We start from the raw sequence: 12,380 nt of genomic DNA, 5'->3' as shown, positions 1-12,380 counted from the left end.
CATGCCGCAATACGCCTATCGCGCCCTCAACGACCAGGGGAAATCGGTGCGCGGCGAAATCAGCGCCGCCAACGAGGTGGATCTGTTCCAGCAATTGCAGCAGATCGGCCTTCAGATGGTCGATTGCGGGCCGGTGCGCGAGAACCCGCTGGCCAAGCTGCTGGCGCCCAAGGTCAGGACCCGCGACCTGATACAGCTTTGCCTGCATCTGGAACAGCTTCTCGGCGCCGGAGTGCCGCTGATCGAGGCTCTGGCCGACCTGCGCGACAGCACCGAACAGCCGCGCCTGAAGAATATCCTGGCCGAGATCTACAAGGATGTCAGCGAAGGCGAATCCCTGTCCGTGGCCTTCGGCAGGCATCCCAAGGTCTTCGGCGCGGTCTTCACCTCGCTGCTGGCGGCGGGCGAGGACAGCGGCAACCTGACCGACAGCTTCACCCAATTGGTCAAGCACCTGAAATGGACCGAGCAGGTCACCGCCAAGGTCAAGAAGGCGACGCGCTATCCCAGCTTCATCCTGCTGATGATGGTGGGGCTGTTCTTCTTCATGATGGGCGTGGTGGTGCCCGAGGTGGTGGGTTTCCTGGCCGCCCAGGGCGGCGAGCTGCCGGCCCTCACCCGTTCGCTGGTGGCGACCTCGGATTTCGTGCAGAACTGGTGGTGGGCCATGGCGGTCGCCCCCTTCGCCATCGCCTTCGGCATCTCGGTGGGACGCAGGACCTCGGAACGGTTCGCCTATCAGACCGACGTGCTGCTGCTGAACCTGCCGGTCTTCGGGCCGACCCTGCGCAAGATCATGCTGTCGCGCTTCGCCCATTTCTTCGCCACCATGTTCCAGAGCGGCGTGCCCATCCTGCAATGCCTGGAAACCGCCCAGCGCGTCGTGGTCAACCGCGCCCTGGTCGAGGCCCTGGCCCTGGTGCGCGCCCAGGTCCAGACCGGCGAGCCGCTGTCCCAGGCCATGAAGAATTCCGGCCAGTTCCCCAGCCTGGTGCTGCGCATGGTCCGCATCGGCGAGGAAAGCGGCAATCTGGGCGGCACGCTGGTCAATGTCACCGATTTCTACGACCGCGACGTGGACGAGGCCGTGGACAAGCTGATCGCCATGGCCGAACCGGCCCTGACGGTGGTGGCGGGTCTGATGATGGCCTGGATCGTGGCCGGGGTGATGGGGCCGATCTACGACAGCTTCGAAAATATCGGGTTCTAGGATGATGCTCGGCCAATCCCGCAAATTCATCCTGACCGTCGGCGAGGAAAACGCCGTCCTGACCCATCTGGTCCGGGGTCGGGTCAGGAATGCCTGGATCATGCCCGCCGATCCCGCCGAGGGCGCGCCGCTCTTGGCCGAGGCCCTGGCCACCGACAGGCGCGCCGGAATCTGGCTGCTGGTCGACAGTTTCGAGCAGCTCTACAAGGAAGAGCCGGTCCTGGCGGCCAACATGCTCGACCAGCCCAAGCTGGTGCGCCGCCAGATGATGGCGACCCTGCCCGGCGACATGCTGGCCGGGGCCTATCCGCAGGGGCAGGACCCCAAGACCAAGCGCAAATTCTTCCTGTTCTGCGGCGTGCCGCGCACGGACAGGCTGTCCGCCTGGATCGCCCTGCTGGGGCCGCGCCTGAAGGCCAGCCATCTGCTGCCGCTGGAAAGCCTGGGCCTGCTGCTGACGGTTTCGGACATGCAGGCGGCCCAGCCCGCCCAGGGCGTGCGCTGGCGGGTCATGACGACCATGAACGTCACCGGCGGCCTGCGCCAGATCGTTTCGAAACAGGGCCGCATGGTCCTGACCCGCCTGACTCCGGCTCCTGCCGAGGACCTGTCCCCGGCCGAAGCCGCCGCCGCCATCGAGCGCGATTTCCGCCAGACCCTGTCCTATGTCAAGCGCCTGGGCTATCAGCCTGGGGACATCCTGGATTTCGTGCTGGTGGTCGGCCCCAATCTGGCCCGTGAACTGAAAGCGCGCAGCCTGGATGCGACCTCGGTGCTGATCACCACGCCCTCGGAACTGGCGGGGGCGCTGGGGCTGGGGGCGGTGGGGCGCGAGGATACGCCCTATAGCGATGTGCTCCATGCGCTGTGGTTCGCCACCCGCAAGAAACCGCGCCTCAGCCTAGCCGCCACGGTCAATCCCCAGCCCGACTGGCAGCGCCAGGCCGAAACGGTGTCGCCCTGGCTGGCGGGGGTGGCGCTGGCCGGCTCGCTATGGTGGGCGGGGGATACCGGCTGGACGCTGTACCAGACCCACCAGGACATCGCAGCCCAGCAAGCCGCCCTGGCCTCGGCCCAAACCACCCTGGGCATCGTCCAGGCCGAACGCGCCGCCTTGCCCCATACCGCCGAAGAGGTCCGCCGCGTCCTGGCATTGGGGGAGGAGTTGAAGCGCAATGACTTTTCCCTGCTGCCGCTGGTCCAGGGGCTGGCCGAGGCGGTGGGGGAACGGGCGCTGCTGGTCCGGGCGGTGATGGAGGCGCCTCCCGAAGCCTCTCCTGGCGCCGATGCCCGCAGCCAGCGCGGCACTCAGGCTGCCGAACCGCGTCAAACTGCCCGGATGTCCTATCATCTGCCCGGCACGGTGACCACGCCGGAAGAGGCGATGGAATTGTCCTATGCGCTTCTCGACGACCTGCGGCGCGTCTTCGCTGATAGCCAAGTGGAGATGGTGGCCCCGCCGGTCGATGTGCTGCCGACCCAGACGCTGGTCGGGGGATCGGCGCCCGATCTTCTGCCGGACGGGAGCATTCCGCTCTATCAGGTCGAATTCGAGATTTCCAAGGTGCTGCAATGAATCACCTGACGCGCTTCCGCGCCTTGCCCAAGGTCTTGCAGCGTTCCGCCTTCGTCGCCCTGGCGGCGCTGGCCGTGGCAGGCGGTGCTTGGATGCTGGAAGGCGCCCTGGAGGAGGCCGAGCAGCAATTGCGCCAGACGCGGCAGGATACCGCCCGCATCCAGAACGACATCCGCGCCGCCCGTGCCGATATCGATTATGTGCGGGAAAATCTTGCCCGTCATGACGAGGTGATGGCGCAGAAGCCCTATGCGGATCGCGACCGGCTCGATGCGCGGCGCAGGATTGAGGTGCTGGGGCGGGCGCATGGCCTGACCGAGCAGAGCCTGAGCATCGAGCCGGAAAATATCGCCGCGGCTCCGGGGAGCGACTTGCGCGGCCTGTCTTTGGTGACGACTCCCCTGACGGTGGATGCCGGGGCCTTGCTGGATGGCGACATCTATGCCTTCGCGGCCGCCATGCGGCAGGTCCTGCCCGGCTATGTGGCGTTGCGCCAGATGGAGATCGCGCGTAGCCGTCCGCTGGACCGCGAGGCCTATTGGGCCATCAGGCGGGGGGAGATGCCGTCTCTGGTCGGCGCCCGGCTGGAATTCGTCTGGCGCGCCGCTTCCCAGGAGGAGACTCCCATGCAAGGAAGCCGCCGATGATCCGCCCTCTTTCGCTCCTGGCGGCCCTGATCGCCGCCATTCCGCCTGCCGCCGCCCAGCAGCCGGCTTCGGGCGGGGTTCCGCCCAGCCTGATGTTCACCCAGGAAGAACGCGACATCCTCGACCAAGCCCGCCAGGGCATTGACGGCGGCTTGCAGGAGAACCTGCATCTCGGCTCGGTCCTGTACCGGGATGCGGGGGATTGGGTGGTGTGGCTGAACAATATCGCCGTCAGCCCCGGCCAGCCCGGCCTGCCCAATGTGCGGATCCTCGAGGTCGGGCATGACCGTGTTTCTCTGGCGATCCGCCGGGGCAAGGGCGAGCAGGAAATCCTGCTGTATCCCGGCCAGACCTTCCTGCCCGGAACCGGGCAAGTGGTCAACGGCAGGCGCTGACACAGGCCTGCCGGAAACGTTCCGGCATCATGGCCCCAACGTAACGGTGCAGACCTGCGGGGAATAGCGTTCCGTGCGGCAGTTCGGTGCGTCCTTGCCGCATAGGCGCACGCCCCGGACATAGAAGTCGCTATAGCCGTTGTTGGCTTTCGGCTCGGGGATGACGGAGACGGTGTCGAAGGGCGTGTCCGAGCGGATGTCGATCAGCGTTGACGGTTGGCCGGAACAGGCGGTGACGATCTGATCGGTCATGATCTTCCGCGAGGGTGAGCCTACCTGCCAAAGCTGAAGCCGTGCCCGTTCGGCCGAGGAGAAGTCGGTCAGCAGCACCAGGGCGCGGTGGTAACGCTTGCCGAAAGTGAAATCCAGCCTTTCACGTTCATCGGGCGGCATGGTGTCCCGCTGCATGGTGGAAAGCTTCGGGACATAGGTGTTGTCGACATGACCGATGCCAAGAACGCCGAAGCCCCAGGTCTGCCATTGCGGGTTGTTGGCGAAATTCGAGACCATCATGGTGATTTCGCCGTTATGGGCGGAAAGCTCGGCATCCAGTTCGGGCAGGGCAAGCCAACTCGTGCCGCTCCATCCCTGTCCCTCGGCGCTGCTGCCGCTGCCCGGGCTGCGCATCCTGTTGATGCGACCCCAGTTGAGTTTTCCCGTCACCGTGGGGGCGTCCACCCAGGCCGAGATCTCTTTGTCGCCGGCATCAGGTCGAGGTGTCCATTTTCGGTAGCTGCCCGACTGATAATTCCGCACGATGGGGTCGCTGCGTTGATCGGCATACCAATGGATGCTGCTGGTAAAGCCGATCTTCACCTTGTCCCAGGCCTTGTGCACCGCGTCCAGGCCAAGGGCGGCGGTGCGCGGAGCCTCGTCCAGGCAGGCGCTCACGAACAGGGCATTGGGGTCGCTGGTGGTGTAGTTCTGGTCCAGCGACTGGCACTTGTCCGCAGCCTGACAAGCCGTGCCGTGCGGCCATATCCAACTGCGCACTTCGACCTGACTGGCGGTGCAGGACCCGGCGCCGATTTCCAGTTCCACCCGGACCTTGTGGAAATTGTTCGCACCGGCCTCCAGCCAGTTGCTGTCGCTTCCATCGCGAAAGGCGCAAGACGGTTCGTCATTACGGCACCCCGGATTGGGATATTCCGTGGTCGCCGACCCGCTCTTGGGCAGGCTGTCGTCGTGGAAGACGTTGTCCAGGACCACCGCCATGTGGTTGCGGCCCAGCACATCGCTTTCCGGGTCCTTGAAACGCCCCGGCGCGATGAAGCCGGCATTATGTTCGGTATCCAACTCGATGCCGAAGGCCATGGCCTGGCGGTAATCGCTCAGCGGTTCCAGGAAATCGTTGTTCTGGATCAAGCGGCTATGGCCGCCGGTCTTGGGGCTGGAAAAGCCGAGGAAGGGGCCGGGCGCGCCGCAGCGGTTGTTGTAGGGATTGATCTCGAAGGGCAGGAAAGCATGCACGAGGCCTTGCCCGCGCCTATTCGTGGGATCGTTCTTGAAGGAGACCTCGAAGACGCTGCGGATGACGGAATTCTTGAGACGGAAATCGTAGAGCGACCAGGTACAAGAGGCGACATGCCAGTTGCCGTACCATTCATTGGCCCATTCCGTGCCTGGGCGGAATTCCATCTGCTTGCCGGCAGTGCCATCCGTCAGCTTGACGCTGGCGGTCCGGTTGTTGGGATTCTCGGTGGTGGTGGCGAGCAGACGGCTGCCCCAATATTGTTCGATCGCCGCCAGATCCGCCAAGCGGATACCGCCCGTGCCCGGCCCTGGAGAGGGGCCGGCGAGGAGGGGGGGAGGTGTGTCATCCCCGTCCCCCGTCACCTGCTTCAACTGCGCAAGACTCATGGCGAAGACGATGTCGTCGAAATGATCGGGATCGGACGGCGCCAGGGGAGTGCCATCCTGCGAAACAAGATTTGCGGGAAGATCGAAGTATAGGGACGGATTACTGCTATCATTGCCGGGAACCGCAAGATTGGCCAGTTCGTTGAGATTGACCGGAGCGGGATTGGGAGTGGTGCTGCCATTGCGGAAGCCGCCCTGGCCACTCGGTCCGGTACTGACCAGAACGAAGGCTTCCGTGCCGTTGGCCGGAGGCGTGCAAGGCAGGCTGCGGCAAAGGGCTAGGGCGGTGTTTGTCTGATTGAGGTTGGAAATCAAAGCAGGATCGACCCGATAGGCGATCAGCCATCCCCAGCGGTCGGTGGCGACATTCTTCGACAGGCCAAGCGTGCGCCAAGGGACGACACCATTGGTTCCAGCATTGCAAGCTGCGGCCGCCACTCCTTCATCCGTAGTGCCTTCCCTTCTGGCGTCGGCTGGGCAGGGAAGACTCTGATTGGCCGCTGCATAGGCGGTCAGGGCTTCAGCGATGGTTTGAAGCTGGGTCATGGTGGCTGTGTGGCTTTCCTGCTGCCCCACCATGCGGCGATGCAGGCCGGAAGCCACGGCAATGGCGCCGATGCCGATCAGGACGACGACAAGGGCGACCAGGGAAAAACCTTGCTCGCTCCTGCCTTTCCCGGTTTTCCTGATCATGCCCGCCTCGTTTTTTACTGCCGTTCCTGGTCTAGGGGGTTGCTCTAGGCCTGAGATTTGCTCGCCACGCGACCTGCATGATGGAGGCGTGGCGGACCAAATCGTCGAATGTTCCTAACCGGCCATCGATGTAGGCGTCGCTGTTACCATTTCCGCCGAGAGGATTGTTATTCGCGTTCCGTTGCTCAGCCGCATTGGGGTTGGCGGCAAAAGCCCTATAGCTGCCGGTAGCGGAATAAGCCCCAAAGCCGTTGCTGCCATGGCTGATCAGCACGTAGGCTGCGCCGGTCAGCTCATCAGGGTCCATGACAGGATTGCCGCCAACGCCGTCCAGGATGAGGAGGCCGATTTCCAAGCGAGCTTCGAGTTCTGAGGAACCGGGTTGACAGTTCTGTAAATCCACTCCTCGTGTATCAAGCGAGATATTCGTGCAAGAGCCAGTGCCGTCCATAGCGGCATCTGCGTGAACTCTGTAGGTGATGAAATTGCCCCAGCCGTCGATGGCTGCATCCTTTGGCAGGCCCAGGTCGATCCAAGGCACAATGCCACGACGCTGATCGTTGGCGCAGCCAGTGACATCATTCCCTGAAAGCATTGAATGAGCGCTGCCAGTTCCGCTCGTTGCATCCGCAGGACAGGGCAAACGGCGGTGGCGGGCGGCGTAAAGGACCAGCGCTTCTTCGATGGTGGAAAGCTTCGTTTCGGTCGTCTTGAAGCGCCGGTGGTCTCGGGCCGAATGCGCGAATTCAACGCCCATGGTGATGATGATCCCCAGGATCACCAGCACGATGGAAAGCTCGATCAAGGTAAAGCCGGATTGCCTAGTGCGATGAGTATCTCGTTTCACTAGGCAATCTCTCATGGTTTTCCGTCCTAACACATACCGGAAATTACTGGATCAATACGCAGAGTGTGGTGAGGTCCTGTCCGAAATTAGAGGAGGCGCTGGCAGTTACCGCAGTACCCCTGGTGGACTGGGTCGCAGCCCGGATGTTGCCAGAATTGGCGACGCCATCATCGAATTTTGCATCAATGGCGGCCGCTGCGCTGGCCGGCAGGTCGACGAAACAAAGGGCGGTTTCGTTCGTCGTGCCAAGAGCTGCCGAGTCAGCGGTCATCGCAGTGCTGGCGTCAAGGACAGAGATGTTGCCGTTGAAGGTGTGCTGCGGTGCGGCGTTGGTGATAGTGGAAGCCCCGGCAGCGAGAGGAATGAGGCCTGCGGTACGGAGACGTTCCCATACCGAAGCCTCAGCATTATTCTCTATTCCAAATCGATTAATGGAAAAATCCCTCCGCGCATCCACATTATAGCGTTCGCGATAAGCAGAGAAGGCGGTGCTGTAAGCTTCGATTTCCTGCATCGCCTTGGTCACTTTGGCCGAGTCGATCAGGTCCTTGCCTTTCAGCACGCCGCCGATGATCAGGCCGATGATGACCAGGACGATCGACAATTCGATCAGCGTGAAGCCCCGTTGCGAGTTGTGGGCGCCGCTGGCGGCGCCGTGGTCGCGCGTGAACATAGCTTGTTTCTCCACTCCAGATACCATCCAAGCGCCACGCTGGGGCGCCCCCTTTTCCTGGCCGGTGCCGGCTGCGCCGGACTCGGACCTTCGGCAGCAAGAATACCTCTTTTGGGGTAAGCACGCCACAACTGCGGAAAGGTTATCGAAAAAATTCACAGTAATTTTAGTGGTTTGCGAAAAATCCGTGTTTTCGCCTATGTTTCCAAACAAATCAATGGCTTGGAGAGGGGCGAGGTTGTGCGCCGCCGGTGCGGCGGCAGGGGAGGAGGGGTATGCAAGGGAGGCGTGCCAGGCTTGCGCAGGACGCGCGGCATGAGGGCGAATCTCTGTCTAAAGTGATAGGCGGGAGGTATCCACGCCGCTGAGGCCGCCGCTTTCGCCGCCGACGCGCCGGTGCTGGATGGCGAGCTTCAGGTCGCCGGGATTGTCGGCCTCGGCCAGGGCGGTGGCTTCGTCGATGATGCCGTCCTGCCACAGGGACAAGATCGCCTGGTCGAAGGTGACCATGCCCAGATGCTGGTTCTCGGCCATGATCTTCTTGATGTCCTTGACCTCGCCCTTACGGATCAGGTCGCGGATCAGGCCCTGGTTGAGCATGATCTCCAGCGCGGCGATGCGCCCGCCGTCCTGCCGGGGCAGCAGGCGCTGGGAGAGCAGGGCCTTGAGGTTCATCGACAGGTTCAGCAGCACCTGGGAATGGGCTTCCAGGGGGAAGAAACCGAGGATGCGGTCGATGGCTTGGTTGGCATTGTTGGCATGCAGGGTCGCCAGGCAGAGATGTCCCGTCTCGGCGATATTGAGGGCGTGTTCCATGGTCAGGGAATCGCGGATCTCGCCGAGCAGGATCACGTCGGGCTTCTGGCGCAGGGCGTTCTTCAGCGCCGCCTCGAAGGACAGGGTGTCGACGCCGACCTCGCGCTGGGTGACGATGCAGCGGCGATGCTCGTGGACGAATTCCACCGGGTCCTCAATGGTCACGATATGGCCCGGCGCGGCGGCGTTGCGATGGCCGATCATCGCCGCCAGCGTGGTGGACTTGCCCGATCCGGTGCCGCCGACCATGATGATCAGGCCGCGTTTCTCCATCACCAGATCGGCCAGCAGGGATGGCAGGTTCAATTGCGCGAAGCTGGGGATTTCGGTGGTGATCTTGCGGATCACCATGCCCGGCAACTGGCGCTGCTTGAAGATGTTGATGCGGAAGCGGCCGATGCCGTCGAGCATGGTCGCCATGTTGAACTCGCCCGTTTCCTCAAAGGCGTGACGCTGGGGCGGGGTCAGGAGCTCGTCCAGGATGCCGGTGATATGGCCCTTTTGCAGCGGGCCGTCGGTCAGCGGCTCGAAGCCCCGGTCGCCGCGCAGGGTCGGCGGCGCGCCGACGGTGACATAGAGGTCCGAGCCGCCCGGCTCGGCCAGGGCGGCGAGCCAGCCGTGGAAATGTTCGAGCATCATCCTGGGCAACTCCTAGAAGAACGAGCGCAGGCCCTTGCGCGGCTTGGCGCCGTCCTCCGCCCCGGCCATCGCCATTTCGCGTGGCGGTTCCGGCCGGGGGGCGGGGGGGAGCGCGGGGGAAGGGGCTGGGGTCGGTTGGGGGCGCGGCACGGCCTGCTGGGGAGAAGGCGGGGTATCGCCGCCACCGGCGGGGGCGAAGCGCTCCATTTCCTCGGGCGCCACCAGACCCTGTTCCACCAGCTTGCGCACGGCATCCTGCATGGTCTGCATGCCATAACGCTGGCCGACCTGCATCATCGAGAAGACCTGGGGGATCTTGTTCTCGCGGATCAGGTTGCGCACGGCATCGGTGCCGACCAGGATGTCATGGGCGGCGACGCGCCCGCCGCCGGTCTTCTTCAGCAGCGTCTGCGAGATGACGGCTTGCAGCGAGCCGGCCAGCATGGTGCGGACCATGTCCTTGTCGCTGCCGGGGAAGACGTCGATGATGCGGTCCACGGTCTTGGCCGCCGAACTGGTATGCAGCGTTCCCATGACCAGATGGCCGGTCTCGGCGGCGGTCAGCGCCAGGCTGATGGTCTCGTGGTCGCGCATCTCGCCGACCAGGATCACGTCCGGGTCCTCGCGCAGGGCGCTTTTTAAGGCGCGGGCGAAGGACTTGGTATGGCGCCCGACCTCGCGGTGATTGATCAGCGAGCATTTGGACTCGTGGACGAATTCCACCGGGTCCTCGATGGTCAGGATATGCTTGTTCTGGGTCTCGTTGATATGGTTGATCATCGCCGCCAGGGTGGTGGACTTGCCCGAGCCGGTGGGGCCGGTGACCAGCACCAGCCCTTTCTCGAGGGCGGCGAATTTCTTGAAGATCTCCGGCGCACCCAGCTTCTCCAGCGAGGGCACGACGGTGGGAATGGTGCGGAAGACGGCACCTGCCCCGGTGATGGTGGTGAAGGCGTTGACGCGGAAGCGGGCGCTGTCGCCGAAGGAAATGGCGAAGTCGCTTTCCAGGTCGCGCTCGAATTCGGCCCGCTGCTCCTCGGTCATGATGGAATAGAGCATGGTCTTGACCATGTCGGGCGAAAGCGGGCCGGTCTTGACCGGACGCAGCTCGCCCGACAGGCGCAGCATGGGCTCGCGCAGGCTCATGAGGTGGAGGTCCGAGGCGCCGTGCTGCTGCGTGAAGGCGAGAAGTTCAGTGATCTCCATGGCTCCAACTCTCCTTACTGTCCGGCGGCAAGGCCGCGCAGATGGGCGGCGCGGGCGCGAATGGACGCCAGCGGGGTCGCCAGCGGCACCGGGGCGCGGTGATAGAGGTCCAGGAATGCCTGGTAATGGTCCAGGGCCGGGCGGATCTCCCCGGCGCGGTCCAGGGCAATGGCGGCGTTGAGGTGATGCAGCGGCTCGCCGCCCGCCAGGCGCGCGGCCTGGATCCACAGGGCGGCGGCGTCCTTGTCCTGGCCCGCCGCTGCCCGGCGCTCGGCCAGGGCGGCGAGAAGCTGCGGCGAGCGTGGGGCGAAGCGGAGCATCTCGCCCAGGCGGGCCTCCGCCGTCTCCGGCGGCAGCGCGGCGAGCAGCGGCAGAATCTGGCCGATGGCGATGCCGTCCGGTTCCAGCGCCAGCAGCTCCATCCAGGCCGCCAGGGCCGGTCCGGCATGGCCCTGGCGCTGCAGGGTCAGGGCCAGCCCCGCCCGCGCGGTGCGGTCGTCGGGGTGGTCCTGCAGGATGGCGCGGTAGAGGCCGAGGGCGCGGGCGTAATCGCCCTGGCGCAGGGCCTCGGAGGCCTCGCGCAGGGGCAGGGCGCGGACCTGCACCTTCTCGGCGCTGTTCAGTTCCAGTTCGGCGGCGGCGAAGGGATAGCCGCCCGGCCACAGGGCGGCCACGCGCCGCAGATAGGCCCGGCCGCGTTCGGCATCGCCGCTGTGATAGTTGCGGATGGCCGAGGGCCAGTCGCCATGGCGCTGGTACAGGTGCAGCAGGTGGCGGGCGGCGTAGTCCAGATTGGTTGCCGGGTCGAAGGCCTCGTCCAGGGTGACGAAGGCGTCGGGATGCCAGCCCATGTTGATCTGCATGCAGCCCAGGTCCAGCCGCGTCACGCCCGACCGCAGCAGCTTGCGCGCCGCGTCCATGGCCTCGCTCTTGGTCGGGAAGGCCTGGCCTTCGCCCTCGCTGTTGATGGTCCAGGGCCAGGCGGTGGCGCGGCCGTCCTCGCGGCGGCCCGATTCGGCCAGGCCGATGGCGCTCAGCAGGCCGGAGGGCAGGGCGTGGCGGGCCTCGGCCTGCGGGGCGAGGGCGAGGCAATCCGGCGCGGTGCCGGTTTCGGCGGAAAGGGGAAGGGCGGTCAAGGAAGCCATGACCGCGGCAAGCGGCAGCACCGCCCGCCAGCCACGCAGCCCGCGCGTCCGTCGCCGTTCGAGGCGCCCCATTTTCCCCTCGGATTTGCCCATCATTCTCGTGGCAGTATTACAGGGCGAGGCCGCTTCCGTCTATCGAAAGCGGTAGAAAGCGGAGGGGGATGGTCTGTCCTAGAGGAGTTCCGGATCCCATGGTCCTCGTGGTGTCGCGGCGGCGTTCCGTACAGTCATGGCGGGTGCGCGGCGCGAACTGGATGAGGATAGCCATAGCTGTCTCTGCTGCTAATGCTTTCCATTAGTTACCGATTTTTTGCGAATGCGTTTGATTTTGTCGCCGTCTTACCTATCATCCTGGCGGTGCCCATATGACTGCGGACAGCAATCTGGCTGTGGAGGTATTGCGACATGAGAATACGCATCCTGGAGGGGATGGACGGTTCATCTGATCATCCCCCAAAAGTGGGGTATGACCTCTGTCCCGGTCCGCGCCACGATGCCTTCCTGTCCGATGCGGCCTCCCGGTTCCGTGCCGGTGTCCTGCCCCAGGGCGGCGGCGAATCGATTTTAATGGGTATCCGCTCATCCAATATCTTGATGCGGCGCGTCTTTGGGGGTACCACCCAGGACGTTGTACGCTCGGTCCGTAGACCCGTCTTCCTGATTCATTGAACGG

At 64.4% G+C, this 12,380-nt stretch carries 11 protein-coding genes; 5 read left to right on the top strand and 6 right to left on the bottom strand.

The window, feature by feature from the left end; translation table 11 throughout:
- Position 1: 1 nt before the first annotated feature.
- The 4 genes from EPD66_RS16785 to EPD66_RS16770 are packed head-to-tail and all read left to right on the top strand — an operon-like array spanning position 2 to position 3,828.
- Positions 2-1,210: a type II secretion system F family protein gene (locus tag EPD66_RS16785; protein WP_142849658.1), complete on the top strand. Its 1,209-nt coding sequence runs from the start codon at positions 2-4 to the stop codon at positions 1,208-1,210.
- A 1-nt stretch (position 1,211) separates the two neighbouring features.
- A complete protein-coding gene (locus tag EPD66_RS16780) occupies positions 1,212-2,786 on the top strand; it encodes a hypothetical protein (RefSeq protein WP_142849657.1) in 1,575 nt (524 codons plus the stop codon).
- Positions 2,783-3,433, top strand: a complete 651-nt coding sequence (locus EPD66_RS16775; protein WP_142849656.1) for a hypothetical protein — start codon at positions 2,783-2,785, stop codon at positions 3,431-3,433. Before EPD66_RS16780 ends, EPD66_RS16775 begins: the two co-directional genes overlap by 4 nt.
- Positions 3,430-3,828 (top strand): hypothetical protein, encoded by a 399-nt coding sequence (locus EPD66_RS16770; protein WP_142849655.1) that lies wholly within the window; start codon positions 3,430-3,432, stop codon positions 3,826-3,828. The genes EPD66_RS16775 and EPD66_RS16770 overlap by 4 nt, the downstream gene beginning before the upstream one ends.
- A gap of 27 nt (positions 3,829-3,855) precedes the next feature.
- On the opposite strand, the gene EPD66_RS16765 is transcribed toward EPD66_RS16770, so the two are convergent.
- The 6 genes from EPD66_RS16765 to EPD66_RS16740 all read right to left on the bottom strand — a co-directional run bounded on the left by EPD66_RS16765 (position 3,856) and on the right by EPD66_RS16740 (position 11,779).
- Complete coding sequence (locus EPD66_RS16765; protein ID WP_142849654.1) at positions 3,856-6,381, bottom strand: hypothetical protein; 2,526 nt, start codon at positions 6,379-6,381, stop codon at positions 3,856-3,858.
- Between the two features lie 31 nt (positions 6,382-6,412).
- Positions 6,413-7,243 carry a type II secretion system protein gene (locus EPD66_RS16760; protein ID WP_142849653.1) on the bottom strand — a complete coding sequence of 277 codons (831 nt, stop codon included), beginning with the start codon at positions 7,241-7,243 and terminating at the stop codon, positions 6,413-6,415.
- 28 nt (positions 7,244-7,271) lie between these two features.
- Positions 7,272-7,901, bottom strand: coding sequence for a prepilin-type N-terminal cleavage/methylation domain-containing protein (locus EPD66_RS16755; RefSeq protein ID WP_185961466.1), 630 nt, complete (start codon positions 7,899-7,901; stop codon positions 7,272-7,274).
- Between the two features lie 333 nt (positions 7,902-8,234).
- A complete protein-coding gene (locus EPD66_RS16750) occupies positions 8,235-9,356 on the bottom strand; it encodes a PilT/PilU family type 4a pilus ATPase (protein ID WP_142849651.1) in 1,122 nt (373 codons plus the stop codon).
- Between the two features lie 12 nt (positions 9,357-9,368).
- Positions 9,369-10,562 (bottom strand): type IV pilus twitching motility protein PilT, encoded by a 1,194-nt coding sequence (locus EPD66_RS16745; protein WP_142849650.1) that lies wholly within the window; start codon positions 10,560-10,562, stop codon positions 9,369-9,371.
- 14 nt (positions 10,563-10,576) lie between these two features.
- The gene (locus EPD66_RS16740) at positions 10,577-11,779 is read right to left on the bottom strand and encodes a tetratricopeptide repeat protein (RefSeq protein WP_221931011.1); all 1,203 of its coding nucleotides are present in this window, start codon (positions 11,777-11,779) and stop codon (positions 10,577-10,579) included.
- A 333-nt stretch (positions 11,780-12,112) separates the two neighbouring features.
- On the opposite strand from EPD66_RS16740, the gene EPD66_RS16735 reads away from it, so the two are divergent.
- Positions 12,113-12,376 (top strand): universal stress protein, encoded by a 264-nt coding sequence (locus tag EPD66_RS16735; protein ID WP_142849648.1) that lies wholly within the window; start codon positions 12,113-12,115, stop codon positions 12,374-12,376.
- Positions 12,377-12,380: the final 4 nt, after the last annotated feature.

Origin of the sequence: Telmatospirillum sp. J64-1 (assembly GCF_006980715.1) — a bacterium.
Lineage (GTDB): Bacteria > Pseudomonadota > Alphaproteobacteria > Rhodospirillales > Magnetospirillaceae > Oleiliquidispirillum > Oleiliquidispirillum nitrogeniifigens.
This window is presented reverse-complemented; position numbering and strand designations above follow the sequence as displayed.

Bases quoted from the DNA above. Each gene is read 5' to 3' on its own strand.
- EPD66_RS16740 (WP_221931011.1), bottom strand. From the start codon at position 11,779: ATGGGGCGCCTCGAACGGCGACGGACGCGCGGGCTGCGTGGCTGGCGG.
- EPD66_RS16780 (WP_142849657.1), top strand. From the start codon at position 1,212: ATGATGCTCGGCCAATCCCGCAAATTCATCCTGACCGTCGGCGAGGAA.
- EPD66_RS16750 (WP_142849651.1), bottom strand. From the start codon at position 9,356: ATGATGCTCGAACATTTCCACGGCTGGCTCGCCGCCCTGGCCGAGCCG.
- EPD66_RS16785 (WP_142849658.1), top strand. From the start codon at position 2: ATGCCGCAATACGCCTATCGCGCCCTCAACGACCAGGGGAAATCGGTG.
- EPD66_RS16775 (WP_142849656.1), top strand. From the start codon at position 2,783: ATGAATCACCTGACGCGCTTCCGCGCCTTGCCCAAGGTCTTGCAGCGT.
- EPD66_RS16765 (WP_142849654.1), bottom strand. From the start codon at position 6,381: ATGATCAGGAAAACCGGGAAAGGCAGGAGCGAGCAAGGTTTTTCCCTG.
- EPD66_RS16735 (WP_142849648.1), top strand. From the start codon at position 12,113: ATGAGAATACGCATCCTGGAGGGGATGGACGGTTCATCTGATCATCCC.
- EPD66_RS16745 (WP_142849650.1), bottom strand. From the start codon at position 10,562: ATGGAGATCACTGAACTTCTCGCCTTCACGCAGCAGCACGGCGCCTCG.
- EPD66_RS16760 (WP_142849653.1), bottom strand. From the start codon at position 7,243: ATGAGAGATTGCCTAGTGAAACGAGATACTCATCGCACTAGGCAATCC.
- EPD66_RS16770 (WP_142849655.1), top strand. From the start codon at position 3,430: ATGATCCGCCCTCTTTCGCTCCTGGCGGCCCTGATCGCCGCCATTCCG.
- EPD66_RS16755 (WP_185961466.1), bottom strand. From the start codon at position 7,901: ATGTTCACGCGCGACCACGGCGCCGCCAGCGGCGCCCACAACTCGCAA.